This is a genomic window from Cupriavidus sp. FW306-01-F10A (genome assembly GCF_058782785.1).
In genome coordinates this window covers 1-24,442 of the sequence record NZ_JBYSYA010000005.1, presented here as the reverse complement: position 1 = coordinate 24,442, position 24,442 = coordinate 1, and the positions used below count along the sequence as shown (strand labels likewise).

22 protein-coding genes are annotated in these 24,442 nt (G+C 67.2%); 16 read left to right on the top strand and 6 right to left on the bottom strand.

Going from position 1 to position 24,442, the window contains the following annotated elements; genetic code table 11:
- The first annotated feature begins 22 nt into the window (after positions 1–22).
- The 6 genes from AC3WLF_RS09115 to cobA are packed head-to-tail and all read left to right on the top strand — an operon-like array spanning position 23 to position 6,238.
- On the top strand, positions 23–1,705 hold the full coding sequence (locus tag AC3WLF_RS09115; protein WP_492351179.1) for a nitrite/sulfite reductase: 1,683 nt from the start codon (positions 23–25) through the stop codon (positions 1,703–1,705).
- 16 nt (positions 1,706–1,721) lie between these two features.
- Positions 1,722–2,303: a DUF934 domain-containing protein gene (locus AC3WLF_RS09110; protein WP_492298988.1), complete on the top strand. Its 582-nt coding sequence runs from the start codon at positions 1,722–1,724 to the stop codon at positions 2,301–2,303.
- Positions 2,300–3,103, top strand: a complete 804-nt coding sequence (locus tag AC3WLF_RS09105) for a phosphoadenylyl-sulfate reductase (protein ID WP_492351178.1) — start codon at positions 2,300–2,302, stop codon at positions 3,101–3,103. Before AC3WLF_RS09110 ends, AC3WLF_RS09105 begins: the two co-directional genes overlap by 4 nt.
- An 11-nt stretch (positions 3,104–3,114) precedes the next feature.
- On the top strand, positions 3,115–4,080 hold the full coding sequence (gene cysD / locus AC3WLF_RS09100) for a sulfate adenylyltransferase subunit CysD (RefSeq protein ID WP_010814943.1): 966 nt from the start codon (positions 3,115–3,117) through the stop codon (positions 4,078–4,080).
- 25 nt (positions 4,081–4,105) lie between these two features.
- Complete coding sequence (locus tag AC3WLF_RS09095) at positions 4,106–5,410, top strand: sulfate adenylyltransferase subunit 1 (protein ID WP_492358103.1); 1,305 nt, start codon at positions 4,106–4,108, stop codon at positions 5,408–5,410.
- A gap of 27 nt (positions 5,411–5,437) precedes the next feature.
- A complete protein-coding gene (cobA, locus tag AC3WLF_RS09090; protein WP_010814941.1) occupies positions 5,438–6,238 on the top strand; it encodes a uroporphyrinogen-III C-methyltransferase in 801 nt (266 codons plus the stop codon).
- An 80-nt stretch (positions 6,239–6,318) separates the two neighbouring features.
- Here the strand turns inward: cobA and AC3WLF_RS09085 are convergent, their stop codons facing one another.
- From AC3WLF_RS09085 to lptF, 3 genes are read right to left on the bottom strand one after another with little or no spacing between them, the layout of a single operon-like run.
- A complete protein-coding gene (locus tag AC3WLF_RS09085) occupies positions 6,319–6,711 on the bottom strand; it encodes a sirohydrochlorin chelatase (RefSeq protein ID WP_010814940.1) in 393 nt (130 codons plus the stop codon).
- 13 nt (positions 6,712–6,724) lie between these two features.
- A complete protein-coding gene (lptG, locus tag AC3WLF_RS09080; protein ID WP_492319694.1) occupies positions 6,725–7,891 on the bottom strand; it encodes an LPS export ABC transporter permease LptG in 1,167 nt (388 codons plus the stop codon).
- Positions 7,888–9,015 (bottom strand): LPS export ABC transporter permease LptF, encoded by a 1,128-nt coding sequence (lptF, locus tag AC3WLF_RS09075; RefSeq protein ID WP_492319695.1) that lies wholly within the window; start codon positions 9,013–9,015, stop codon positions 7,888–7,890. Before lptF ends, lptG begins: the two co-directional genes overlap by 4 nt.
- 187 nt (positions 9,016–9,202) lie before the next feature.
- On the opposite strand from lptF, the gene AC3WLF_RS09070 reads away from it, so the two are divergent.
- From AC3WLF_RS09070 to AC3WLF_RS09060, 3 genes are read left to right on the top strand one after another with little or no spacing between them, the layout of a single operon-like run.
- Positions 9,203–10,741, top strand: coding sequence for a leucyl aminopeptidase (locus tag AC3WLF_RS09070; protein WP_492351175.1), 1,539 nt, complete (start codon positions 9,203–9,205; stop codon positions 10,739–10,741).
- Between the two features lie 34 nt (positions 10,742–10,775).
- Positions 10,776–11,210, top strand: coding sequence for a DNA polymerase III subunit chi (locus AC3WLF_RS09065; protein WP_010814936.1), 435 nt, complete (start codon positions 10,776–10,778; stop codon positions 11,208–11,210).
- On the top strand, positions 11,207–11,686 hold the full coding sequence (locus tag AC3WLF_RS09060; protein ID WP_492319698.1) for a hypothetical protein: 480 nt from the start codon (positions 11,207–11,209) through the stop codon (positions 11,684–11,686). The genes AC3WLF_RS09065 and AC3WLF_RS09060 overlap by 4 nt, the downstream gene beginning before the upstream one ends.
- A 104-nt stretch (positions 11,687–11,790) precedes the next feature.
- Here the strand turns inward: AC3WLF_RS09060 and ilvD are convergent, their stop codons facing one another.
- Positions 11,791–13,464 (bottom strand): dihydroxy-acid dehydratase, encoded by a 1,674-nt coding sequence (gene ilvD / locus AC3WLF_RS09055; RefSeq protein WP_010814934.1) that lies wholly within the window; start codon positions 13,462–13,464, stop codon positions 11,791–11,793.
- 169 nt (positions 13,465–13,633) lie between these two features.
- Here ilvD and AC3WLF_RS09050 point away from each other — a divergent pair, with 169 nt between their 5' ends.
- Positions 13,634–14,578 (top strand): LysR family transcriptional regulator, encoded by a 945-nt coding sequence (locus AC3WLF_RS09050; RefSeq protein WP_492356528.1) that lies wholly within the window; start codon positions 13,634–13,636, stop codon positions 14,576–14,578.
- 72 nt (positions 14,579–14,650) lie between these two features.
- Complete coding sequence (gene lgt / locus AC3WLF_RS09045) at positions 14,651–15,469, top strand: prolipoprotein diacylglyceryl transferase (protein ID WP_492351173.1); 819 nt, start codon at positions 14,651–14,653, stop codon at positions 15,467–15,469.
- Between the two features lie 13 nt (positions 15,470–15,482).
- Here the strand turns inward: lgt and AC3WLF_RS09040 are convergent, their stop codons facing one another.
- Positions 15,483–16,502: a M48 family metallopeptidase gene (locus tag AC3WLF_RS09040; protein WP_492319701.1), complete on the bottom strand. Its 1,020-nt coding sequence runs from the start codon at positions 16,500–16,502 to the stop codon at positions 15,483–15,485.
- 29 nt (positions 16,503–16,531) lie between these two features.
- Positions 16,532–17,626 (bottom strand): YjgN family protein, encoded by a 1,095-nt coding sequence (locus tag AC3WLF_RS09035; protein WP_492319702.1) that lies wholly within the window; start codon positions 17,624–17,626, stop codon positions 16,532–16,534.
- An 814-nt stretch (positions 17,627–18,440) separates the two neighbouring features.
- On the opposite strand from AC3WLF_RS09035, the gene AC3WLF_RS09030 reads away from it, so the two are divergent.
- From AC3WLF_RS09030 to AC3WLF_RS09010, 5 genes are all read left to right on the top strand, one after another.
- Positions 18,441–19,160 carry a GntR family transcriptional regulator gene (locus tag AC3WLF_RS09030; protein ID WP_011615942.1) on the top strand — a complete coding sequence of 240 codons (720 nt, stop codon included), beginning with the start codon at positions 18,441–18,443 and terminating at the stop codon, positions 19,158–19,160.
- 68 nt (positions 19,161–19,228) lie between these two features.
- Positions 19,229–20,692 (top strand): malonyl-CoA decarboxylase domain-containing protein, encoded by a 1,464-nt coding sequence (locus AC3WLF_RS09025; RefSeq protein ID WP_492358102.1) that lies wholly within the window; start codon positions 19,229–19,231, stop codon positions 20,690–20,692.
- A gap of 147 nt (positions 20,693–20,839) precedes the next feature.
- Positions 20,840–21,853: a Bug family tripartite tricarboxylate transporter substrate binding protein gene (locus tag AC3WLF_RS09020; protein WP_492319704.1), complete on the top strand. Its 1,014-nt coding sequence runs from the start codon at positions 20,840–20,842 to the stop codon at positions 21,851–21,853.
- Positions 21,854–21,898: 45 nt separating this feature from the next.
- Complete coding sequence (locus AC3WLF_RS09015) at positions 21,899–22,681, top strand: enoyl-CoA hydratase/isomerase family protein (protein ID WP_010814926.1); 783 nt, start codon at positions 21,899–21,901, stop codon at positions 22,679–22,681.
- Between the two features lie 73 nt (positions 22,682–22,754).
- Positions 22,755–24,308 (top strand): malonate--CoA ligase, encoded by a 1,554-nt coding sequence (locus AC3WLF_RS09010; RefSeq protein ID WP_492319706.1) that lies wholly within the window; start codon positions 22,755–22,757, stop codon positions 24,306–24,308.
- Positions 24,309–24,442: the final 134 nt, after the last annotated feature.

Here is a 24,442-nt window from a genome sequence, read left to right as displayed (position 1 = left end):
CGAATACTGAACGGACCCCGCCATGTATCAGTACGACCAATATGACCAGCGCATCGTCGCCGAGCGCGTCGCCCAGTTCCGTGACCAGGTGCGCCGCCGCCTGTCCGACGAGCTGACCGAGGAAGAATTCCTGCCGCTGCGCCTGCAGAACGGCCTGTACATGCAGCGCCATGCCTACATGCTGCGCGTGGCGATTCCGTACGGCCTGCTGTCGTCGAAGCAGATGCGCAAGCTGGGCCATATCGCGCGCGAGTACGACCGCGGCTATGGCCACTTCTCCACGCGCCAGAACATCCAGTACAACTGGATGGAGCTGGAGCGCGTGCCCGACGTGCTGGCCGAGCTGGCCAGCGTCGAGATGCACGCCATCCAGACCTCGGGCAACTGCGTGCGCAACATCACCACCGACCACTTCGCCGGCGTCGCGCCGGACGAGTCGGTGGACCCGCGCGTGCTGGCCGAGCTGCTGCGCCAGTGGAGCACCTTCCAGCCGGAATTCGCCTTCCTGCCGCGCAAGTTCAAGATCGCCATCTCGGCCTCGGCCAATGACCGCGCCGTGGTGCAGATGCACGATATCGGCATCTACGCCTACAAGAACGCCGAAGGCGAAACGCGCCTGCGCATCCTGGCCGGCGGCGGCCTGGGCCGCACGCCGATCCTGGGCACGATCATCAAGGACGACCTGCCGTGGCAGCACATGCTGTCCTACGTCGAGTCGGCCATCCGCGTGTACAACCGCTATGGCCGCCGCGACAACAAGTACAAGGCGCGCATCAAGATCCTGGTGAAGGCCATCGGCGCAGAGAAGTTCGCGCAGGAAGTCGAGGAAGAGTGGCAGCACAGCAAGGACGGCCCGGCCACGCTCACGCAGGCCGAGTTCGACCGCGTGGCGCAGTACTTCACGCCGCCCGCCTATGAAAAGCTGGCCGACACCGATGCTTCGTACGAGAACCACCTGCTGGAAGACAAGGCCTTTGCGCGCTGGGTCAGCCGCAACGTGCACGGCCACAAGGTGCCGGGCTACGCCGCGGTGACGCTGTCGACCAAGCCGGGCGTGGCCTCGCCCCCGGGGGACGCCACCGACGCGCAGATCGAAGCCGTGGCCGACCTGGCTGACCAGTTCGGCTTCGGCGAGCTGCGCGTCGCGCACGAGCAGAACCTGATCCTGCCGGACGTGAAGAAGCAGGACCTGTACGCGCTGTGGCAACTGGCCAAGAAGGCCGGCCTGGCCACCCCGAACATCGGCCTGCTGACCGACATCATCGCCTGCCCGGGCGGCGATTTCTGCTCGCTGGCCAACGCCAAGTCGATCCCTATCGCGCAGGCGATCCAGGACCGCTTCGACGACCTCGACTATGTCTATGACCTGGGCGAGATCTCGCTGAACATCTCGGGCTGCATCAACGCCTGCGGCCACCACCACGTCGGCAATATCGGCGTGCTGGGCGTCGACAAGGACGGTTCGGAGTGGTACCAGGTCACGCTGGGCGGCGCCCAGGGCAACCAGACCGCGCTGGGCAAGGTGATCGGCCCGTCGTTCAGCGCCGAGGAAATGCCCGAGGTGGTGACCCGCATCATCGACACCTTCGTGGCCAACCGCATCGAAGACGAACGCTTTATCGAAACCCTGTCCCGCATCGGCATCGCCCCGTTCAAGGAGCGCGTTTATGCCGACAAGCAGCCGCGCGAGCGCGCTGAAGCCTGAGGACCGGAGACTGAACATGGCAAAGATCATTCAACTGCAACAGGACGGCGCTACCGTCGCCCCCGTCATCGTCGATGACGCCTGGACCGTGCTGCGCGGCACCGCCGAGCAGCCGCTGACCGACGAGCAGATCGCAGCGGCCGTGCAAAGCCAGGACGCGGTGCTGTTCCCGCTGTCGGTGTTCAAGGCCAACGAAGCGCTGCTGGCCGGCCGCGACGCGGCCCGCACCGGCGTGTGGCTGGCCCCGGAAGACGAGCCGGGCGATGCCGAGGCGTACTTCGCGCGCGTGGCGCTGGTGGCGGTGGACTTCCCGGTGTTCCGCGACGGCCGCGGCTTTTCCACGGCCTACCTGCTGCGCACCCGCTACCACTGGAAGGGCCAGCTGCGCGCCATCGGCGACGTGCTGCGCGACCAGCTCAACTTCATGAAGCGCTGCGGCTTCGATGCCTTCGCGGTGCGGGCCGACAAGAACATCGAGGACGCCATCAAGGGCTTCACCGAGTTCACCGTGACCTACCAGGCTTCGGTGGATGAGCCGCTGCCGCTGTTCCGCCGCGCGCGGGCAGAGGTTGGCGCGCAACCGAAGGAAACGGCATGAGCACGGTGCTGAGCGAAATCGCCGTGGTCGACGCCGGTGCGGCGTCGGTGCTGCGTCCGCCTGCGCTGTGGGTTGCGCCGGAATACACCGGCAGCATTGCCGCGCTGGAGCAGAAGGAGCGCGAGCTGGGCGAGCGCCTGGCGGGCATCGCCGGCCGCTTCTTCCGCGCGCGCTTTGCCTCGAGCCTGGCGGCCGAGGACATGGTGCTGACCGACGCGATCCTGCGCGGCACCGAAGCCGTGCGCGCCGGCATCCGCGTGTTCACGCTGCAGACCGGGCGCCTGCACGCCGAGACGCTGGCGGTGCTGGACAAGGTGCAGGCGCACTACGGCTACAGCATCGAGCAGTTCACGCCGGACGCCGAGGCCGTCGAGAACTACCTGAAGAAGCATGGCCTGAACGGCTTCTACGACAGCATCGACCTGCGCAAGGAATGCTGCGGCATCCGCAAGGTCGAGCCGCTCAACCGCGCGCTCTCGCACGCCGACGCCTGGCTGACCGGCCAGCGCCGCGAGCAGGCGGTCACGCGCGCCGAGCTGCCGTTCGAGGAACTGGACGAAGCCCGCGGCATCCCGAAGTTCAACCCGCTGGCGGACTGGAGCGAGCCGGAGGTGTGGGCTTACCTGAAGCGCCACAACGTGCCGATCAATGACCTGCACGCCAAGGGCTATCCCAGCATCGGCTGCGAGCCGTGTACGCGTGCGGTGCGCGCGGGCGAGGATGTGCGCGCGGGACGTTGGTGGTGGGAGAGCAAGGACTCGAAAGAGTGCGGGCTTCACGAACAGAACATCAAGCATTGAGGCCGGACAAAATGGGCATCATGAACGACATCGCAGAAGCCACCAGCAGCGTGGCGCACCTGTTGCAAGTACAGAACGATCACCTCGACCGCCTCGAAGCGGAGTCGATCTACATCATCCGCGAGGTGGTGGCCGAGTGCCGCAACCCGGCGCTGCTGTTCTCGGGCGGCAAGGACTCGATCGTGATGCTGCACCTGGCGCTGAAGGCCTTCCGCCTGGGCGAGCGCAAGATCGAGCTGCCGTTCCCGCTGGTGCATATCGACACCGGCCACAACTATCCGGAAGTGATCGCCTTCCGCGACCAGCGCGTGGCTGAGCTGGGCGCGCGCCTGGTGGTGGGCCATGTCGAGGACTCGATCAAGCGCGGCACCGTGCGCCTGCGCAAGGAAACCGATTCGCGCAACGCGGCCCAGGCCGTGACGCTGCTGGAAACCATCGGCGAGCACCAGTTCGACGCGCTGATGGGCGGTGCCCGCCGCGACGAAGAGAAGGCCCGCGCCAAGGAGCGCATCTTCTCGTTCCGCGACGAGTTCGGCCAGTGGGACCCCAAGGCCCAGCGCCCCGAGCTGTGGAGCCTGTACAACGCCCGCATGGCGCAGGGCGAGCAGATGCGCGTGTTCCCGATCTCGAACTGGACCGAGCTGGACGTGTGGCAGTACATCGCCCGCGAGAAGCTGGCGCTGCCGCCGATCTACTATTCGCACCAGCGCGAAGTGGTGCGCAAGAACGGCCTGCTGGTGCCGGTCACGCCGATCACGCCCAAGCAGGACGGCGACGTCAGCGAAGTGCTGTCGGTGCGCTTCCGTACCGTCGGCGACATCAGCTGCACCTGCCCGGTGGCCAGCGTTGCCGATTCGCCGGAAGCGATCATCGCCGAGACCGCGGTGACCGAGATCACCGAGCGCGGCGCCACCCGCATGGACGACCAGACGAGCGAAGCCTCGATGGAACGCCGCAAGAAGGAAGGCTACTTCTAAGCCGCACGCAGCAAAGGATCCAGAAATGACTCACCAAGCAACCCATCAAGGCCTGCTGCGCTTTATCACCGCCGGCTCCGTCGACGACGGCAAGAGCACGCTGATCGGCCGCCTGCTGTACGACAGCAAGGCCGTGCTGTCGGACCAGCTGACCGCGCTGGCCAATGCCAAGAACAAGCGCACTGCCGGCGAGCAGATCGATTTCTCGCTGCTGACCGACGGCCTGGAAGCCGAGCGCGAGCAGGGCATCACCATCGACGTGGCTTACCGCTACTTCTCGACCGCGCGCCGCAAGTTCATCATCGCGGATACGCCGGGCCACGAGCAGTACACCCGCAACATGGTCACCGGCGCCTCGACCGCGGACGCGGCCATCGTGCTGGTCGATGCCACGCGCGTCACCGTCACCGGCGGCCGTGCCGAGCTGCTGGCGCAGACCAAGCGCCACTCGGCGATCCTGAAGCTGCTGGAGATCCGGCACGTGATCGTGGCCGTCAACAAGATGGACCTGGTCGACTACAGCGAACAGCGCTTCAACGAGATCCGCACCGCCTACACCGAACTGGCCGAGCAGCTGGGCCTCAAGGACGTGCGCTACGTGCCGGTCTCCGCGCTGCGCGGCGACAACATCGTGCACGAGAGCGATGCCATGCCGTGGTACCAGGGCGAGCCGCTGCTGCCGCTGCTGGAAGAACTGCCGGTGGAAGAGGCCGCGCCCGAGGACGACGCCGCGCTGCGCTTCCCGGTGCAGCTGGTGATCCGCCAGGACGGTTCCCAGTCCGACGACTTCCGCGGCTATGCCGGCCGCATCGAGGCCGGCACCGTGCGCGTGGGCCAGAAGCTGCGCGTGCTGCCAGCCAACCGCGATGCGGTGGTGGCCGAAGTGCTGACGCCCAACGGCGCCGCCGAGTCCGCCAATGTGGGTGACACCGTCACTGTGCGCCTGGCCGAGGACGTCGATGTATCACGCGGTGACATGTTTGTTGCCGCCGATGCGACCACGGCTTCGGCAAAGAAGCTGCAGGCCGACCTGTGCTGGTTCGACGACGAGTCGCTGAACCCGGCGCGCAAGTACGTGCTCAAGCACACCACGGCCAGCGTGTTCGCGCGCGTGTCGGCGGTGGACCGCGTGCTGGACGTGCACACGCTGTCGCACGAGACCGGTCGCCACGATATCCGCCTGAACGACATCGGTTCGGTGCAGATCTCGCTGCACAAGCCGATCGTGTGCGATGCATACGGCGACAACCCGGCAACGGGCGCCTTCGTGCTGATCGACGAAGCGACCAACCACACGGTGGCCGCAGGCATGATCCGTGCGTTCTCCTGATCGGTAACGACAGGAAAGGGGCAGCAGATGGACAAGCAGGCGCAGAAGACTTACGGCAAGGTGTTCCTCATCGGGGCAGGCCCCGGTGCGGCAGACCTCATTACGGTGCGCGGTGCACGGCTTTTGGGCGAAGCCCAGGTGGTGCTGCATGATGCACTGGTAGCGCCGGAGATGCTGGCCTGGTGTCCGCAGGCCGAGCTGGTCGAGGTGGGCAAGCGCTGCGGGCAGCGCTCCACCGCGCAGCTGTTCATCAACCGCCAGATCGTCGACCTGGCCGGCAAGTACGAGCGCGTGGTGCGCCTGAAGGGCGGCGACCCGATGCTGTTCGGTCGTGCCGACGAGGAACTGCAGGCGCTGGAAGCCGCTGGCATCGAGTATGAAGTGGTGCCGGGCATCACTGCGGCGCTGGCGGCTGCTTCGGCGATCGGCAAGCCGCTGACCAAGCGCGGTGTGTCGCGCAGCGTGGCGTTTGCCACGCAGGCGAAGGCTGCGGATGGCGAGGGCTCGGCCGATATCGAAGCGGCGGTCAAGGCCGATACGCTGGTCTACTACATGGGCCGCGACCAGGCGGCGTCGATTGCCGCGCAGCTGATCGCGCATGGCAAGCCGGCGTCGACGCCGGCGTGGGTGGTGGAAGCCGCCAGCACGCCGCGCCAGCGTAGCCGTGAATTCACGCTGGGCCGGATGGCAGCAGGTGAGGCCGCTGCCTGGATCGATCCGGTGCAGCCGAGCCTGCTGATGATCGGGGCGGCGCTGGCTGCGCGGGCTACCGAAACGCCGCGCGAAGGCGTGGGCGAAACCGTCGTGCAGACGCCGCGCGCTGCCTGAGCGCGCTGCGCGCCACTAGACAAAAGCCCTGTACCGGCATGCCGGCACAGGGCTTTTGTCATCGGGGACCACGTTTCTGCTCAGGGCTGGCCGCTTGCGGGCATTGAGGCAACGCAGTATGCGGCCATTGCATCCAGCACCGCATCGGCCTCGCCTGCCGCCGTCGCGCAATGGATGCGCAGCCCGGGATGCGCTTGCCGGCATTGGTCGAGCAAGGCTGGCAGGTCGCGCCGCAGGTGGCCGCCCTGGCCCAGGAACACCGGCACCACGGTGGCGTCGGACACGCCGCGCGCTGCCAGGTCGGCGAGCGCGTCGGGCAGAGCGGGCGTCATCAGCTCCAGGAACGCCAGCCGCACCTCGCACCCGGGCAGGGCAGCGGCCACCTTCTGCTGCAGGCGGTCGAACGGCTCGCGCCAGCGCGCGTCGCGCGCGCCATGCGCAAACAGGACCAGGGCCCGGGTGGGTGCGGTCATGGCAGCCCGCCCCTCAGTGCCTGTCAACCCAGCGCAGCGCCAGCAGCGCCACCATCAGGTAGAGCGTGCCTGGCACCAGTGCCGAGATGATCGGCGGCCAGGTGTGCAGCAGGCCGACGTGCGAGAACAGCGTGTTCGACAAGTGGAACGACAGCCCCAGCATGATGCCCCCGAACACTTTCACGCCGACGGCGCCGGCACGGGCGTGCAGGTAGGCGAAGGGCAGGGCCAGCGCCATCATCACGAACAGCGTCAGCGGGTAGATCACCTTCTTCCAGAAGGCGATCTCATAGCGCTGCGTGTCCTGCTTGTTGTCGCGCAGGTGGCGGATATAGCGGAACAGGTCCAGCGTCGACATCCGCTCAGGCGTCACCAGCAGCACCGACAGGATTTGCGGCGTCAGCTCGGAATGCATGGTCACGCGCGGGAACTTGACTTGCTCGGCGCGGAAATCCGGGGCCAGCGAATCGCGTGCCGGCTTCGCGCCCTGGGCCGGGGGCGCCAGTTCGATGAAACGGGTCTCGTTGACGCCCTGCAGCTCCCACAACTGGCCACCCTGGTAGCGCCCCTCCTGCGCCACGCGGATCACGCGCAGGCGGTATTGCGGGTCGAACTCATACATGGTGATGCCGGTGATGGTCTGGTCCGGCCGCAACCCCGCCACGTTGACGAAGCGGGTGATCTCGCCGCCGCCGGTGGCGGCATCCTTGTCGCGGTCCTTGACCCAGACGCCGGAACGGAAGCCCGACGACACGGTTGCGCCGATCGCCTCGAGCTTGATCTTCTGCGCGTACTGCTCGGCGCGGGGGCCGATGAACTCGCCGAAGATAAAGGTCACGATGGCCAGCGGCACCGCCAGCTTGAACAGCGAGAACAGCGCCTGGCGCGTGTTCAGGCCGGCCACGCGGAAGATGGTGTACTCGGACTGGCTGGCCAGCTGCGAGAACACATAGATCGCGCTGATCAGCACCGCGATCGGCAGCACCTCATACACCCGCGTGGGTGCCTGCAGCAGGACGTGGAACAGCGCGACCAGCGAGGTGTACTGGTTGTTGACGTTCTCCAGCTCGTTGAGCATGTCGAAGAACACGAACAGCGACAGCACCGCGAACAGGATGAAGGCGAACACGCCATAGACCAGCCGGCCGAAGTAGCGTTCGTAGACGCGCAGGATCCTCATGCCCGGCCTCCGGTGGCCGCGGCATCACGCCTGCGCAGGCCGAACACGGCGCGCCACCCGCCCAGGCTGCGGTTCTGGCGGTAGCGGAACAGCAGCAGCGCCCCCAGGAACACCGCCAGGTGGATCGGCCACCACGCCAGCCAGAACGGGATCGCGCCCGAGCGCACCCAGGACTGCGTCAGGTTGATCAGGTTGCTGTAGGTCAGGTAGATCAGCACCGCGAACACCAGCGGCGTGTAGCGGCCCAGGCGCGGGTTAACGTAGGCCAGCGGGATTGCGATCATGACGAAGTTGAAGGCCAGGATCGGCAGCGAGATGCGCCAGATCAGCTCGCCCAGGTTCTCGCGCGTGGGGTTGCGGATCAGCTCGATGGTGTCGCGGCTCTTGGGTGGCAGCTTGGCTTCGGACTCGGGAGCCTTGTTGTCCACCTTGACCGCGTAGCGTTCGAACTCGACGATGCGGTAGTCGATCTGGCCGGGCGTGCCCGAGTAGCGGCGGCCGTTTTCCATCACCACCAGGCGGTCGCCGTTGGGCATGGTCTCGAACTTGCCCTGGTGCGCCAGCGCCACGCCGATCTTGTCGGCCTCGGAGTTGGCGACGAAGACATTGCGCGCGTACTTCATGTCGGCATCCATGCCCTCGATGAACAGCACGTAGTTGGCCTTGGCCGGCTCGATGAAGCGCCCCGCGGCAATCATCGACATCACGCCGCGCTGCTCGAAGCGGTCGCGGAACAGCGCGCTCTGCTGGTTGGCCCAGGGCCAGGCAAACATGCCCAGCAGCAGCGCCAGCACGACGAAGGGTGCCGCGAACTGCAGCACCGGCTTGACCAGGTCGCGCAGCGAGATGCCCGCCGAGAACCACACCACCATCTCCGAATCCTTGTACCAGCGCGTCAGCACGATCAGGGTGGAGATGAAGAGCGTGGCCGACAGCAGGATCGACAGGTAGCCGATGGTGGCCAGGCCGATCAGCATCAGCACGTCGTTGGGACTGGCCTTGCCGCTGGCAGCCATTCCCAGGATGCGGATCACGAGCGAGGTGAGCATGAAGGTCAGCATCACCAGGAACACCGCCCCGGCGGTGTAGGCAAGCTCGCGTCGCAGGGCTTGTTGAAGGATCATGCGGGTTCGGTTCCGGGCTGCCGGCCGGAGCGGGCGATGTGCCGTGCGAGGTGCCTGGCAGAACAGCTGGCTGGCAGCACAGCATGCTGTCAGCGTGACCGGGGCGTATCAGCGGCGGCAGGTCGCGGGATAAAAATCGCGGATAATGGAGGCTTTCGTGTCTAACGAGCCCCTGGAAGGAAGCGCGATGGAATTTAGCACAAAAGCCTTGGATTGGAGCAAAGCCGGCCAAAATGGTTTCCTGGCGACCAAGACCGACTGCCTGGTGGTCGGCCTGTTCGAAGGCCAGAACCTGGCCGGAGTGGCCAAGGCACTGGACGTGGCCACCAAGGGCTTGGTGGGACGGCTGGTCAAGCAGGGCGACTTCGAAGGCAAGCGCGGCACCCAGCTGATGCTGCATGAGGTGGCCGGCGTGGGCGCCGCGCGCGTGCTGCTGGTGGGCCTGGGCAAGGAAGCCGACTTCAGCGACAAGGCCTTTGCCGACGCGGTCCGCACCGCCGTGCGTGCCTTGTCGTCCACGCGTGCGGCCTCGGCCCTGTGGTGCCTGGCGCAACAGGCGCCGCAGCAGCGCGATGTCGCCTGGGCGGTGATCACCACCATCACGCTGGTGCGCGAAGCCGGCTATCGGCTGCTGGAGCGCCATCCGGGCCTGAAGCGCGCCAATGCCAACGGCAAGCCCAACGGCAACGACAAGTCCTCGCTGCGCAAGGTCGTGATCGCGGTCGACAGCGGCGATGCCCGCGCCGCCACCCAGGCCGTGGTGCGCGGCACCGCCATCGCCAACGGCATGGAGCTGACGCGCGACCTGGGCAACCTGCCGTCCAATATCTGCACGCCGACCTACCTGGCCAATACCGCCCGCGGCATTGCCAAGCGCCACAAGCTCAAGGCCGAGGTGCTGGGCCGCAAGCAGATCGAGGCCCTGAACATGGGGGCCTTCCTGGCCGTGACCAAGGGCAGCGAAGAGCCGCCGCAGTTCATCGTGCTGCGCTACGACGGCGCCGGCGCCAAGCAGGCCCCGGTGGTGCTGGTGGGCAAGGGCATCACCTTCGATACCGGCGGCATCTCGCTCAAGCCGGGCGAGGGCATGGACGAGATGAAGTACGACATGTGCGGCGCCGCCTCGGTGCTGGGCACGATCCAGGCCGTGGCCGAGATGGGCCTGAAGCTCAACGTCATCGCCGTGGTGCCGACCTGCGAGAACATGCCCAGCGGCATCGCCACCAAGCCGGGCGACGTGGTCACCAGCATGTCCGGCCAGACCATCGAGATCCTGAACACCGACGCCGAAGGCCGCCTGATCCTGTGCGACGCGCTGACCTATGTGGAGCGCTTCAAGCCGGCCGCGGTGATCGACGTGGCCACGCTGACGGGCGCCTGCATCATCGCGCTCGGCCACATCAACAGCGGCCTGTACGCGCGCTCCGACGCGCTTGCCGATGCCCTGCTGCAGGCCGGCCGCCGCGCCATGGACACCGCCTGGCGCATGCCGCTGGACGACGAGTACCAGGACCAGCTCAAGTCCAACTTTGCCGACATGGGCAATATCGGCGGCCGCCCGGCCGGCAGCGTGACGGCGGCATGTTTCCTGTCGCGCTTTACCGAGAAATACGACTGGGCCCACCTGGACATCGCCGGCACCGCCTGGAAGAGCGGCGCGGCCAAGGGGGCCACCGGCCGCCCGGTGCCGTTGCTGGCGCAGTTCCTGATGGACCGCGCGGCCTGATGGCGGCGGCAGGCAACAGAGGCAGCAAGGGTCCATGACGCGCATCGATTTCCACAGCAACGTGCCGGACGTGCTCGGCTATGTCTGCCGGCTGGTCCGCAAGGCCTACGGCGCCGGGCAGAAGGTGGTGATCCACGGGGCGCCGGCGCAGCTGGCGGACCTGGATGCGCGCTTGTGGACCTTCTCCGCGCTGGACTTCCTGCCGCATTGCGGGCTGGAAAGCCCCAATGCGGCGGTCACGCCGATCCTGCTGGCCGCCACCACCGAAGGCGTGCCGCATCACCAGCTGCTGATCAACCTGGCAGACCAGGCCCCGGCGCAGTTTGCCAGCTTCGAACGGCTGATTGAAGTGGTGGGCGCGGGCGATGCCGCGCGCGAGGCCGGCCGCCAGCGCTACCGTTTCTACCGCGAACGCGGCTATCCGCTGACGCACCACGACATCGGCCAGCCCAAGGGAGACGCCGCATGAGCGAACGCACCACCTCGCGGGTGATCCCGCGGCTCGATCCGAACGACAGCATCCCGCTGCTGACCGAGGTGTTCGAACTGCCGGACGCAGGGGCAGCAGCGCCGGCTGCCGCTGCGCAGGAGGGCGTGATCGATACCTTCGGCATGGCCGATTCGGGCCTGGTCATGCATGTCGGCGATACCGGCGACGCCGTGGCGGACGAGGGCGCCGCACCGGCGATGCCGGCAGATAGCGGCGCGCCGGGCGAGGACGACCTGCGCGCGGTGCGCACCGAGTTGCTGACGCGCGTGATGATGCGCTTCCGGACCGAATGGCCGCAGGTCGTGGCGGCCCATACCGAGGCCACGCTGCAGTCGCGCCTGGCGCCGCTGACGGCGCAACTGGCCAGCGAGCTGACGCAGTCGCTGGAGGCGCGGCTGGTGGAATGGCTGGATGCGACGCTGGAGGAGATCGAGAAGACGCCAGGTGAGGATTAACGGCGGCTGAAGGGCTGGAGCGGACCGGCGGGTCTCGACAGACGTCGGCAAACAAAAAAGCCTGCGATCGCTCGCAGGCTTTTTTGCATTAGCGCGGCCGAGAGTCAGTCCGTCACTGCACCCTTGCTCGCCGTCGACGCCAGCTTCGAGAATTTCGCCAGCACCCCACGCGTATAACGCGGCGCCGGCTGCTTCCAGTTGGCCCGGCGCCTGGCCAGTTCTTCATCCGCCACGTTCAGCTGCAGCAACAGCTTGTGCGCATCGATGGTGATCGAATCGCCTTCCTGCACCAGCGCAATCGTGCCGCCCACATACGCTTCCGGCGCCACGTGGCCAACCACCATGCCCCAGGTACCACCAGAGAAGCGGCCGTCGGTAATAAAGCCGACCGATTCGCCCAGCCCCTTGCCGATGATGGCCGAGGTCGGGGCCAGCATTTCCGGCATGCCGGGGCCGCCCTTGGGGCCGAGGTAGCGCAGCACCAGGATGTCGCCGGCGTTGATCTTGTCGGCCAGGATCGCTTCCATCGCGCTCTGCTCGTCTTCGAACACGCGCGCCGGGCCAGTGATGACCGGGTTCTTCAGGCCGGTGATCTTGGCGACCGCGCCTTCTTCGGCCAGGTTGCCCTTCAGGATGGCCAGGTGGCCTTCGGCGTAGAGCGCCTTCTCGATCGGCAGGATCACGTCCTGGTCGGCACGCGGGGTGTCGGGAACGTTTTCCAGCTCTTCAGCCAACGTGCGGCCGGTGATGGTCAGGCAGTCGCCATGCAGCATGCCGGCCTTGAGCAGGATCTTCATGACCTGCGGGATGCCGCCGGCCTTGTGCAGGTCGGTCGCCACGTACTGGCCCGACGGCTTCAGGTTGCAGATCACCGGCACCTTGCGGCGGATGCGCTCGAAGTCGTCGATGGTCCATTCCACCTCGGCGGCGTGGGCGATGGCCAGGTAGTGCAGCACGGCGTTGGTCGAGCCGCCCGTGGCCATGATCAGCGCCACGGCATTCTCGATCGACTTGCGCGTGATGATGTCGCGCGGCTTGATGTCCTGCTTGATCGCCTCGACCAGCACGCGCGCCGATTCGGCGGCGCTGTCGACCTTCTCCTGGTCCGGGTTGGCCATGGTCGACGAGTACAGCAGCGACATGCCCAGCGCCTCGAACGACGAGCTCATGGTGTTGGCGGTGTACATGCCGCCGCACGAACCGGTCGACGGGCAGGCGTTCTTTTCCACGCCCTCGAAGTCTTCCTGGCTCATGCGGCCGGCGGTGAATTCGCCCACGGCCTCGAACGACGACACGATGGTCAGGTCCTTGCCCTTCCAGTTGCCCGGCTTGATGGTGCCGCCATAGACGTAGATGCCCGGCACGTTGGTGCGCGCCAGCGCGATCATGCCGCCCGGCATGTTCTTGTCGCAGCCGCCGATCACGACCACGCCGTCCATCCACTGGCCCTGCGCGGCAGTCTCGATGCAGTCGGCGATGACCTCGCGCGAGATCAGCGAGTACTTCATGCCCTCGGTGCCCATCGACATGCCGTCCGAGATGGTCGGGGTGCCGAACACCTGCGGGTTGGCGTCCGAGGCCTTGATCGCGTCGATGGCCGCATCGGCCAGGCGCTGCAGGCCCGCGTTGCAGGGGGTGATGGTCGAGTGGCCGTTGGCGATGCCCACCATCGGCTTGTCAAAGTCTTCCTTCTTGTAGCCGAGTGCGTAGTACATCGAACGGTTGGGCGAACGCGCCACGCCTTGCGTGATGTTCTGCGAGCGTTTGTTGAATGCCATGATGGGGAATCTCCGGGGGGTCTTCAGTGCCGCTCCGCGCTGCGCCCGAAGACCTGGAGGCACGAACGCACGGCGGCGATGTTGTGGACCAAAGAATGACGCTTGCGTTTTGGAGTGTCAAATATATTATTTGACCTTTATTGAGTCGAAAAACATATCAGGAGCGCGTTTGGACCTGCGTCAGTTGCGTTACTTCATCACTGTGGCGGAAGAGTTGCATTTCGGCCGCGCGGCAGGCCGCCTGTCGATGACGCAGCCGCCCTTGTCGCAGCAGATCCAGGCGCTGGAAGAGGAAATCTGCGTGCAGCTGTTCGTGCGCACGCGGCGCTCGGTGGCGCTGACGCCGGCCGGCCAGCAGTGGCTGCCCGAGGTGCGGCGCGTGCTGGCCGATGCCGCGGCGCTGCCCGGGCTGGCGCAGCGGCTGGCGCGCGGCGAGGTGGGGTCGCTGTCGCTGGCCTTTGTCAGCACCGCCGACTACGGCATCCTTCCCGACTTGTTGCGGCGCTTTCGCGCCCGGCACCCGGAGGTGCAATTGCAACTGCGCGAGGCCACCAGCGACGTGCAGCTCGAGGGGTTGATGGAGGGGGCGATCGACGCCGGCCTGGTGATCCGGCCGCAGTTGCCGGCCATGCCGCACGGGCTGGCCTACCTGCCGCTGGTGAGCGAGCCGCTGGTGCTGGCCGTGCCCGACGGCTGGCGGCCGGCGGGCGCGGTGCTGGCGGGCGACGCCGCGGTGTCGCTGCGCGAGGCCGCCCATGAACCGCTGATCATCTTCCCGCGCCGAAGCGCGCCGGCGTTTTATGACATCATTACGGGCTACTATGCGCGCGAGGGCCTGGTGCCCGTGATCGCGCAGGAAGCCATCCAGATGCAGACCATCGTCAGCCTGGTATCGGCGGGCATGGGCGTGGCGCTGGTGCCGGCCTCGCTGTGCAACCTTCGCCGCACCGGGGTGTCCTACCTGGCGCTGCGCGAGGCCGGCCCGCAGATCGAGACCGGGCTGGTCTGGCGCGACGGCGCGTCTGCCGGCGTGGCGCCGGTGCTGCGCTCGTTCATCGATATTGCGACCGCGCTCGCGCAAGAAGCAGGCGCAGCCGGGCCCGCCCCTCGCTGACACGTCACCAATGTCACCGAGGCCACTGACAATACGCAGGCCGCGGCCTTTACAACCTCCATTCACGCCAACATGCTGATTCATCCCCAGTTCGACCCGGTTGCCATCCACCTGGGCCCGCTTGCCATCCGCTGGTACGGGCTGATGTACCTGGCCGGGTTCATCATGTTCCTGGGCTTCGGGCGCCTGCGCATCCGCCAGCCGCATATCGCGGCCAAGGGCTGGACCACGCGCGACCTGGACGACATGCTGTTCTTCGGCGTGCTGGGCGTGATCCTGGGCGGGCGGCTGGGCTATGTGCTGTTCTACAAGCCGTCGTACTACCTGGCCCATCCGCTCGAGATCCTCAAGGTGTGGGAAGGCGGCATGGCCTTCCATGGCGGCTTCCTGGGCGTGGTCGTGGCGATGTGGCTGTTCGGCAAACTGCGCCGGCGCCACTGGATGGAGGTGACCGACTTCATCGCGCCGATGATCCCCTGCGGGCTGGCCGCCGGCCGCATCGGCAACTTCATCAACGGCGAGCTGTGGGGCCGCGCCACCGACCTGCCGTGGGGCATGATCTTCCCGCAGGCGGGCGACAACATCCCGCGCCATCCGTCGCAGCTGTACCAGTTTGCCGGCGAGGGCGTGGCGCTGTTCATCGTCCTGTGGCTGTTCGCGCGCAAGCCGCGGCCGATGGGCGCGGTGTCGGGGGTATTCCTGATCGGCTATGGCGCCTTCCGCTTTGCCGCGGAATTCGCGCGCGAGCCCGACAACTTCCTGGGCCTGCTGGCGCTGAAGCTGTCGATGGGCCAGTGGCTGAGCCTGCCGATGATCCTGGCCGGCATCGCCATGGTGGTCTGGGCCTACCGGCGCCAGCCCGGCGCCGGCGCATCACAGCCGGCGGCCTGAGAATCCGCCGGCGCTATTTGCCGGCGCGGCGCAAGGCGTCGATGCGCGCCTGCGTTTGCGGGTGGGTCGACATGAAGTCCTGGCCGCGTTCCGGCTCGGCGTCCGACGCCGCACCGCGCCGATTGTCCAGCCTGACCAGCACATCGGCCAGTGCCGCGGGCGGCAGGCCGTTGCGCTGCATGACCTCGATCGCAAAGGCGTCGGCCTCGCGCTCATGGTCGCGTGAATAGCGCAGCGTCAGGATCGCGGCCGGCACCCCGGCCAGCACCGTCGAGATATCCCCGAACAGGTAGGCCGACAGCGCCGCCAGCGCCGACCCCTGGATCACCTGCTGCAAGCCGTGCCGGTTGGCGACATGGCCGGCTTCATGGGCCAGCACGCCCATCATGCCGGCACCGGTGCCGGCCAGGCTGACCAGTTCGTCGGTGACCACGATGGTGCCGCCCGGCAGCGCCAGCGCATTGGCGCCGATCTCGCCGCCCTGGCGGAACAGGATCTGGTAGTCGTGGCCGGCATCGCGCGGGCGCTTCAGCGCCGCGAAGGCCGAGCGGATGCGTTGCTGCTCGGCGGGCGGCAGCTGCGTCGGCTTGACCATGCCGTTGTCCAGGCTCGCCAGCGTCAGCTTGCCGAGATGGGCCTCCACCTCGGGCGGCACCGTGCGCGCCATCATGCCGGCGCCCCATGGCAGCAGCACGTAATAGCCCAGCACCAGCACCGCCACCAGCCCCGCCACGGCCAGGCCGGCCAGGCGCCAGCTGTTCTGCGCGCGCGCCACCAGGCTGTCGCGATGGCCGGTGGCGGCCAGCAGGTGGTCTAAGGCGGCGTGGTCGGTGATCTCGCAGAAGGCGCCGTCGGCAAAGGTGACCAGCCGCGGCGCGCGGCGCACGCGCTCGGACACGCGCACGTCCGACAGCGGCGCGCGCCGCAGCTCGGCGCCGGAGTCGTCGCGCAGCACGGCCTGCTGCGCCTCAACGGCCAGCGTGGCCGGATGCGCGCGCGACGAGCGGCCATCGAAGAAGGTGACTGGGATCATGGTGCGGGCGGGGTCAGCGCACGGCGTGCTCAGAGCGCGATGTCGATGTCGTACCAGTCTACCGCCGCATCGCCCAGCGCACCGACTTGTTGCGCCTCGCCGGCCACGAAGGTGTCGAGCGGGCCCGCCGCCAGCATGGTCACGCATTCGAGCCGGTAGCGCGCCGAACGCACCCGCGCGAACGGCAGGTACAGGCCCAGCGTCAGCGCGATCGCGATCAGGTTGGTGACGAAGATAAAGACCATGCGGCCGGCCCCCACCTCGCTGCGGAACGCATGCGGCGCCAGCGTGGTGTGGCTCCACACGACATTCTGCAAGCGTGCCATCACGTAAGGGCTGACGGCCAGCAGCGCCAGGTAGAAACCGGTCACGCCGATGCCGAACGACAGCATCGCGCCCGCCTTGCCCGACGCGGTCACGCCCAGCACGAAGCCGGCCAGTGCCGCGGCCGCCACCAGCGCGACCATCACGCCGAAGGCACGCAGGTAGACGCCATAGAAATCGCCCGCGCCGGCGTCGAAGGCAAACGGTGCGGTGCCGAAGCGGGTGTGGTTGTGCTGGTAGCGCTTGAAGCGCTGGTGCGCCAGCGGCCCAAGCAGGCCCAGCGTGGCCACCGCGGCCAGCGGCCACAGCACGAACACCTTGTAGGCATCGGCATCGCCGCCGGTGAAGGCGAAGCGCAGGCCGCGGTAGCTGGAGTTGGCCATGCGGAAACGCAATGAGCGCACCAGCAACAGGGGGAACACCGCCAGCAGCGCCACCAGCATCGCCAGCGCAAGGAAGGGCGAGACCGTCGAGGCGAACTGGAAGGCGAGCACCAGCGCGAACACGATGGCGCGGCCTTTCAGGATCGCGGACGGCTTGCCGTGGTAGTCAAAACTCGCGCCGTCGAGCCGCGTGTTGCGATAGAAATACTGCAGCGTGCGCACCTTGGCCCAGGCCGAATAAATGCCGAAGGTGACGATGGTCAGCAGTGCATTGACGATCCAGATACGGAAGTACTCTGAACCGGATCCGGTAAAGGACAGGCCCAGCGGCCGCGGCACGGCGTAGCGCGGCTCGGCAGGCGCCGGTGTCTCGTCTGCCGGGGTACCGGCCAGGGTGAAATCGCTGCCAGCTTGCATGGCGGAGCTCCAGTGTGTGTGGAAAGCGACAGTCAGGATTGCGGCCTCGGCCGCAGTTTCAGAAATGCAACCACTTTAGATCGGGCATTTGCGGCGATGCGCTCACATTCTCGCACTGATAAATAGCGACCACGGCACAATCTGCATATGCCATTGCCGCCAGGCGGGCACGCGTATAAGAAAATGTGGGAAAACCCTCGTAACACTCTAGAAACATCCTGTTACACTAGACGTATTCTGTAACAACTTTCCAATGCGTGTTGCCAATAAAATCAGTGACTTAGTCACGCTGGCACGTAAATCGCTATCTTGATTGTTACAAAGATGAGCGGCAAGCCACAGCCGCCAACGGAAGTGCCAGGGAGGGAGTGACGGCTGACAGGCCACACTTGCCGGCACTTCACGTACAGCCAGGGCGACGGGAAAATCCGCGCGCAAGCGCGTTTCAAAGGGGGGCGCAGGGCCAGCGCCGGCAATCCATGGACCCACGCGGCAGATACTTTTGAAAGTACCCGCCGACGATGAAAAGCAGTACTGCAGTATTTTCAGGCGCGGGCGTTTCCTTGCAGGGAGGCATGGAAACGCCCGCCGCACCTCATATCGCACCCACGCCGTACCCCACGGACCGCATCTCGCCGGTCAACCACCAGAACACCACCCGCTCCGGCTTGTTTGCAGCGCAGCATCGAAATTCCTTGTATCGTTCGCGTCCTAATCCATAATTATGAATTATGGCTGACCGGGCGCATCTGCCCTGGCCGACGCCAGATCGTGACCGGGACGCGTCGGTCACGCGATCCGACCCGGGGGAAGCATGCGCATCGTCCAGCAGGCGTTGTACCTGGAAGTGGCAGACCGGCTGCGCGCCATGATTGACGCGCATACGCTGGTGCCCGGCGCATGGATCGACGAGAGCGCGATGGCCGAAACGCTGGGCATCTCGCGCACGCCGCTGCGCGAAGCGCTCAAGGTGCTGGCCGCCGAAGGCCTGGTGCGGCTGGAGCCGCGGCGCGGCTGCTTCGTCAATGAGCTGTCCGAGCAGGACCTGGATGAGATCTTCCCGCTGATGGCACTGCTGGAAGGGCGCTGTGCCTACGAGGCCGCGCGCAACGCCACGCGCGCCGACCTGGACGCACTGGACGGCCTGCATGCCGACCTGGCGCGCTATGCGCAGGCGGGCGACATCGACGCCTACTACGAAACCAACTTCCAGATCCACGAATCGATCCAGCGGCTGGCCGGCAACCGCTGGCTGTCGGGCCTGATCAGCGACCTGCGCAAGGTGCTGCGGCTGTCGCGCCACAAGAGCCTGAAGCTGCCGGGCCGGATCCAGGAGTCCTGCGCCGAGCACCTGTCCGTGTTTGCCGCGCTCAAGGCCCGCGACCCGGAAGGCGCCGAGGCGATGATGAAGACCCACCTGCTGCGCCAGCGCGCGGCGCTCAAGACGCTGGATGCCGGCGCCACCGCCGGCGCAGCCGAGGCCCAGGCCGTGCGCGCGCCGCCGGTGCTGCGCGTGGCCGGCGCCGAAGAGTAGCCGCGGCGCCGCAACCCCAGTCCGATGTTTTTCCCACATTCCGATCGATGCATCAAGGCAGGTACCGCATGAATTCCTTCGACACGGGTGACCAGAAGATCAGTGCGCCGCTGGGCGAAAGCGAGCCGGCAGGTTCCAAGTTCCTGTCGCGGCTGGGCCGCTGGTGGGGACGCAAGGGCGACGCCAAGGCCAGCGCCAAGGCCCCGGCAACGCCGGTCGATGGCGAGGCGCCGCTGCCGGCGCGCGCGGTGCGCCGCCAGCGCGAGCAGCTGCGGCTTTGCTTCGACGCGCGCCTGACCGATGGCGCCGCCAATGCCGCCGCGCAGGCATGGCAGGCCGAGTATGAGGCCGCCGGCGAGGCCACCCGGCGCGGCATGCTGGCGGTGCTGGGCGAAGTCGCCAGCAGCGGCGGCAAGGGCAGCGAAGAAGCCGGGGCCGACGGCGACAAGGGCGCGCGCGCCGCCCGCGCGCAGGCCGCGTCTTCGGGCCTGGCCCAGGCCCTGTCCAATGCGCGCATCCGCTTCTTCAAGCGGCTCGCCGCGCTGCACGGCCAGCGCGGCAACAGCGCTTGCGGCCTGCACTTCTTGATCCAGCTGCGCGCCGACATGCTGCGCTGGCAGCGCCGCATGCCGGGGCTGCGCCCGCTTGACGACGATCTCGAGGCGCTGTTCTCCAACTGGTTCGACGTGGGCCTGCTGGAGCTGCAGCCGATCACCTGGGATTCGCCGGCATCGCTGCTGGAAAAGCTGATCCGCTACGAGGCCGTGCATGAAATCGCTTCATGGACCGACCTGCGCAACCGCCTCGATTCCGACCGCCGCTGCTATGCGTTCTTCCACCCGCGCATCCCGCGCGAGCCGCTGATCTTTGTCGAGGTGGCATTCGCGCCGGAGATGGCGGCCAATGTCCATACATTGCTGGATGAAGCCGCGCCGCTGGAAGACCTGCGCCGCGTCAAGTGGGCCATCTTCTATTCGATCAGCAATACGCAGGCGGGCCTGCGCGGCGTGAGCTTCGGCAATTTCCTGCTCAAGCGCGTGATCGAGGAGGTCCAGCGTGAATTCCCAAAAGTGAATCAGTTCGCCACGCTCTCGCCGATCCCCGGGTTTGCCGACTGGCTGCGCAAGCAGGATGGCGATGCCATTGCGCGCGTGCTGGGCGACAAGCGCCTGGCGCGCTGGAGCGAGCGCCACGGCAAGGCGCCAGCGGACGGCGCCGGGTGGCTGGAGGCGCTGGTGCCGGACGCCGCCGATACCGTGATCCGCGATACCGCGATGACCCTGGCCGCGCATTTCCTGGTGCGCGAACGCAACCAGTCGATGCCCGCCGACCCGGTCGCGCGCTTCCACCTCGGCAACGGGGCCTGCGTGGAGCGGCTGAACTGGGGCGCCGACCTGTCGCGCAAAGGCCGCAGCCAGAGCTGCGGGATGATGGTCAATTATCTTTACGTGCCCGAGGCGCTGGATGACAATCTGGCACGCCTGGGCGCCGGCAACCCGCGCATCAGCCGTAGCGTCGGGAAGCTGCTGTGACCCTGGTCCGGTCACGCGGGTCGCCCCCGCACCCGCGGCGCCTGGCGCGCCGCGTTTTCTTGTCGGGACCTGAGCAGTAACTTCGCGCCGCGGCAGTGCCGCGCGGCCATCAGATTGACTTTCCGCAGAAGAGAGAGGAGACAACCAATGAATCGTCGTCAGTTCAGCCTGGCCGCGTGCGCGCGCGCAACGGGCGTGGCCCTGGGCCTGGCCGGCCTCGGCACCGGCGCAATGCTCGCCGCACCCGCAGCGCATGCCGATACCTGGCCGTCCAAGCCCGTTACCGTGATCGTGCCGTTTCCCGCCGGCGGCGGCACCGACGCCTTTGCGCGGCCGCTGACCGCGCAGTTGTCCAAGCAGCTCGGCAAGCAGTTCGTGATCGACAACCGCGGCGGCGCCGGCGGCACGGTCGGCGCCAGCATTGCGGCCAAGGCCGCGCCGGACGGCTACACGGTGTTCATCGGCGGCGCGCACCACGCGATTGCGCCGTCGTTCTACAAGAAGCTGGACTACGACATCGAGAAGGACTTCATCCCGGTCACGGTGATCGCGCAGCCGCCGCAAGTGGTGGTGGTCAATCCCAACCGCGTCAAGGCCAACACGCTGCAGGAGCTGATTGCCTACGCCAAGGCCAATCCCGGCAAGCTGAACTACGGTTCGGCCGGCAACGGCTCGTCGCACCACCTGGCGGGCGAGCTGTTCAAGCTCCAGACCAAGACCTTCATCACCCACATCCCCTACAAGGGTGCGGGCCCGGCGCTGTCCGACCTGATCGCGGGCCAGGTCGACCTGATGTTCGACGGCCTGGGCTCGTCGGCACAGCATATCCGCGCGGGCCGCATCAAGGCGCTGGCGGTGGCTTCGAGCAAGCGCTCGGCGGCGTTCCCCAACGTGCCGACCGCGGCCGAGGCAGGCGTGCCCAACTATGACGTGTCGACCTGGTACGCGATGTGGGTGCCCAAGGGCACGCCCAAGGAGATCGTCGACCGCCTGCATGCAGAGACCGAGAAGGCGCTGAACACGTCGGAGCTCAAGCAGGTCTGGCTTAACAACGGCTCCGAGACGCCGGCGTTTACGCAGGAGCAGTTCGCGCAGTTCCAGCACGCCGAAATTCGCCGCTGGGCCCAGGTGGTGCAGCAGTCCGGCGCCAAGATCGACTGACGGGGCGCCATGTCAACGCTGATCCGATGCAAGGGGGGCGCGGCGATGAGCGGCACCGTATTGTTTGCCACGCAGGGCACCACCGCCACCGTGACGCTGTCGCACGCGGGCAAGCTCAACGCCATTTCCGCGCAGATGTGGCGCGAGCTGGCCGCGGGCTTTGCACGCCTGTCCGCCGATACCTCGCTGCGCTGCGTGGTGGTGCGCGGTGCCGACGGCAACTTTGCCGCCGGCGCCGACATTGCCGAGTTCCCGGCAGAGCGCGCCGACGAGGCCGCGGTGCGCCACTACCACATGGCCACCATCGCGCCGGCACTGGCGGCGGTGGCGCAATGCACGCACCCCACCGTGGCGATGATCGAAGGCGTATGCGTGGGCGGCGGGCTGGAAATCGCCAGCCACTGCGACCTGCGCATCGCCGCCTCGGACAGCCGCTTCGGCGTGCCCATCAACCGCCTGGGCTTCCCGATGGCGCCCGGCGAGCTGCAGGGCCTGCTGGCGCTGGCGGGCCGCGCCGCCGCACTGGAGATCCTGCTGGAAGGCAGGGTCTTCGACGCCGCCGAGGCGCGCGACAAAGGGCTGCTGACCCGCGTGGTCGAGCCCGGCGCGCTGGCCGCTGAGGTCGAGGCCACGGCGCGCCGCATTGCCGCCGGCGCGCCCGTGGCCGCCCGCATCAACAAGGCCACCATCCGCCGGCTGGCGCCGCTGCCGGCACCGCTGTCGCCCGCCGAGCTGGACGCGCATTTTGCCTACGCCGAAGGCGCGGATCATGCGGAAGGGGTGGCCGCCTTCCTCGCGCACCGGCCACCGCAGTTCCGTGGGGAGTAGGGCACGCCGCCAGCACTGTTTCCACACGCCATTGTTTTCTTCGTTTTCCTCAGCCTTTCGTTCGATCCCCGACATGAACGCCAACCTGTTCGCCCTGTTCGAATCCCGCTTCCCCGCCGACCGCACCGCCTGCTGCATCGAGACCCATGACGGGCTGTACTACAGCTGGGACGACCTTGACCGCGCCACCGCCAAGCTCGCCAACCTGCTGGCCTCGCTGCACCTGCCCGAAGGCGCACGCGTGGCGGTGCAGGTGGAGAAGTCCCCCGAAGCGCTGTTCCTGTACCTGGCCACGCTGCGCGCCGGCTACGTCTACCTGCCGCTGAACACCGCCTACCAGGAGGCAGAGATCGACTACTTCGTCGGCAATGCCGAGCCGTCGGTGGTGGTGTGCAGCAGCAAGAATTTCGGCTGGGTGTCCAAGGTGGCGTTCCGCCACGGCGTCAACCACGTCTTTACCCTGGACGACGACCGCAGCGGCTCGCTGCTGTCGCGCGCGGCGGGCAAGTCAGATACCTTCGAGACGGTCGCACGCCAGGATGACGACCTTGCCGCCATTCTCTACACCTCCGGCACCACCGGCCGCAGCAAGGGCGCGATGCTGACGCACCGCAACCTAGCCTCCAATGCGCAGACGCTGCATGAATTCTGGGGCTGGCGCAGCGACGATGTGCTGCTGCACATGCTGCCGATCTTCCACGTGCATGGCCTGTTCGTGGCTTCGCATGGCGCGCTGCTGGCCGGTGCCAAGATGATCTGGGCGCCGAAGCTGGACATGGCACAGGTGCTGAAATTCCTGCCGCGCTGCACGGTCATGATGGGCGTGCCGACCTACTACGTGCGCATGCTGCAGGAGCCGCGCTTCGACGACGACACCTGCCGCCGCATGCGGCTGTTCGTGTCCGGCTCGGCGCCGCTGCTGCTGGAGACCTTCGATGCCTTCCGCGAGCGCACCGGCCATACCATCCTGGAACGCTACGGCATGAGCGAGACCGTGATGCTGGTGTCCAACCCATACGATGCCGCGCTGGGCGAGCGCATCGGCGGCACCGTCGGCATGCCGCTGCCGGGCGTGTCGGTGCGCGTGGTCGATGGCGAGGGCCAGCCGTGCACGCCGGGCGAGATCGGCAATGTCGAGGTCAAGGGCCCGAACGTGTTCAAGGGCTACTGGCGCATGCCGGAGAAGACCAGGGAAGAGTTCACCGAGGACGGCTGGTTCAAGACCGGCGACGTCGGCCGCTTCGGCGGCGCCATTGCCAGCCAGGCCGGCGAGCGCGCGGTGCCGGACAACTACCTGACCATCGTCGGGCGCAGCAAGGACCTGATCATCTCGGGCGGCTACAACGTCTACCCGAAGGAAATCGAGAGCTTTATCGACGAGATGCCAGGCGTGGCCGAGAGCGCCGTGATCGGCGTGCCGCACGCGGATTTCGGCGAGGCCGTGGTGGCAGTGGTGGTGCGCAAGCCGGGTGCGGATATCGATGAAGCGGCGCTGATCGGCACGCTCAAGGGCCGCATCGCCAACTTCAAGGTGCCCAAGCGCGTGCACGTGGTGGACGAGCTGCCGCGCAATACCATGGGCAAGGTGCAGAAGAACGTGCTGCGCGAGCAGTTCGCGGTGCTCTGAGGGTCTTTGGGAAAGGCTGAGCGACTTCAACTGCTGCGGGTTTGCTCCCTCTCCCGCAGTGAACTGACCCCCAGAAGTTGGAGACAACTTTTTGGGGTTTTTACATGGCAAAGTACACCGAGCAGTTCAAGCTG

What these genes read in the sequence shown, in the direction of transcription:
- AC3WLF_RS09115 (WP_492351179.1), top strand. Translation starts at nt 23, where the DNA reads ATGTATCAGTACGACCAATATGACCAGCGCATCGTCGCCGAGCGCGTC.
- AC3WLF_RS09110 (WP_492298988.1), top strand. Translation starts at nt 1,722, where the DNA reads ATGGCAAAGATCATTCAACTGCAACAGGACGGCGCTACCGTCGCCCCC.
- AC3WLF_RS09105 (WP_492351178.1), top strand. Translation starts at nt 2,300, where the DNA reads ATGAGCACGGTGCTGAGCGAAATCGCCGTGGTCGACGCCGGTGCGGCG.
- cysD (WP_010814943.1), top strand. Translation starts at nt 3,115, where the DNA reads ATGGGCATCATGAACGACATCGCAGAAGCCACCAGCAGCGTGGCGCAC.
- AC3WLF_RS09095 (WP_492358103.1), top strand. Translation starts at nt 4,106, where the DNA reads ATGACTCACCAAGCAACCCATCAAGGCCTGCTGCGCTTTATCACCGCC.
- cobA (WP_010814941.1), top strand. Translation starts at nt 5,438, where the DNA reads ATGGACAAGCAGGCGCAGAAGACTTACGGCAAGGTGTTCCTCATCGGG.
- AC3WLF_RS09085 (WP_010814940.1), bottom strand. Translation starts at nt 6,711, where the DNA reads ATGACCGCACCCACCCGGGCCCTGGTCCTGTTTGCGCATGGCGCGCGC.
- lptG (WP_492319694.1), bottom strand. Translation starts at nt 7,891, where the DNA reads ATGAGGATCCTGCGCGTCTACGAACGCTACTTCGGCCGGCTGGTCTAT.
- lptF (WP_492319695.1), bottom strand. Translation starts at nt 9,015, where the DNA reads ATGATCCTTCAACAAGCCCTGCGACGCGAGCTTGCCTACACCGCCGGG.
- AC3WLF_RS09070 (WP_492351175.1), top strand. Translation starts at nt 9,203, where the DNA reads ATGGAATTTAGCACAAAAGCCTTGGATTGGAGCAAAGCCGGCCAAAAT.
- AC3WLF_RS09065 (WP_010814936.1), top strand. Translation starts at nt 10,776, where the DNA reads ATGACGCGCATCGATTTCCACAGCAACGTGCCGGACGTGCTCGGCTAT.
- AC3WLF_RS09060 (WP_492319698.1), top strand. Translation starts at nt 11,207, where the DNA reads ATGAGCGAACGCACCACCTCGCGGGTGATCCCGCGGCTCGATCCGAAC.
- ilvD (WP_010814934.1), bottom strand. Translation starts at nt 13,464, where the DNA reads ATGGCATTCAACAAACGCTCGCAGAACATCACGCAAGGCGTGGCGCGT.
- lgt (WP_492351173.1), top strand. Translation starts at nt 14,651, where the DNA reads ATGCTGATTCATCCCCAGTTCGACCCGGTTGCCATCCACCTGGGCCCG.
- AC3WLF_RS09040 (WP_492319701.1), bottom strand. Translation starts at nt 16,502, where the DNA reads ATGATCCCAGTCACCTTCTTCGATGGCCGCTCGTCGCGCGCGCATCCG.
- AC3WLF_RS09035 (WP_492319702.1), bottom strand. Translation starts at nt 17,626, where the DNA reads ATGCAAGCTGGCAGCGATTTCACCCTGGCCGGTACCCCGGCAGACGAG.
- AC3WLF_RS09030 (WP_011615942.1), top strand. Translation starts at nt 18,441, where the DNA reads ATGCGCATCGTCCAGCAGGCGTTGTACCTGGAAGTGGCAGACCGGCTG.
- AC3WLF_RS09025 (WP_492358102.1), top strand. Translation starts at nt 19,229, where the DNA reads ATGAATTCCTTCGACACGGGTGACCAGAAGATCAGTGCGCCGCTGGGC.
- AC3WLF_RS09020 (WP_492319704.1), top strand. Translation starts at nt 20,840, where the DNA reads ATGAATCGTCGTCAGTTCAGCCTGGCCGCGTGCGCGCGCGCAACGGGC.
- AC3WLF_RS09015 (WP_010814926.1), top strand. Translation starts at nt 21,899, where the DNA reads ATGAGCGGCACCGTATTGTTTGCCACGCAGGGCACCACCGCCACCGTG.
- AC3WLF_RS09010 (WP_492319706.1), top strand. Translation starts at nt 22,755, where the DNA reads ATGAACGCCAACCTGTTCGCCCTGTTCGAATCCCGCTTCCCCGCCGAC.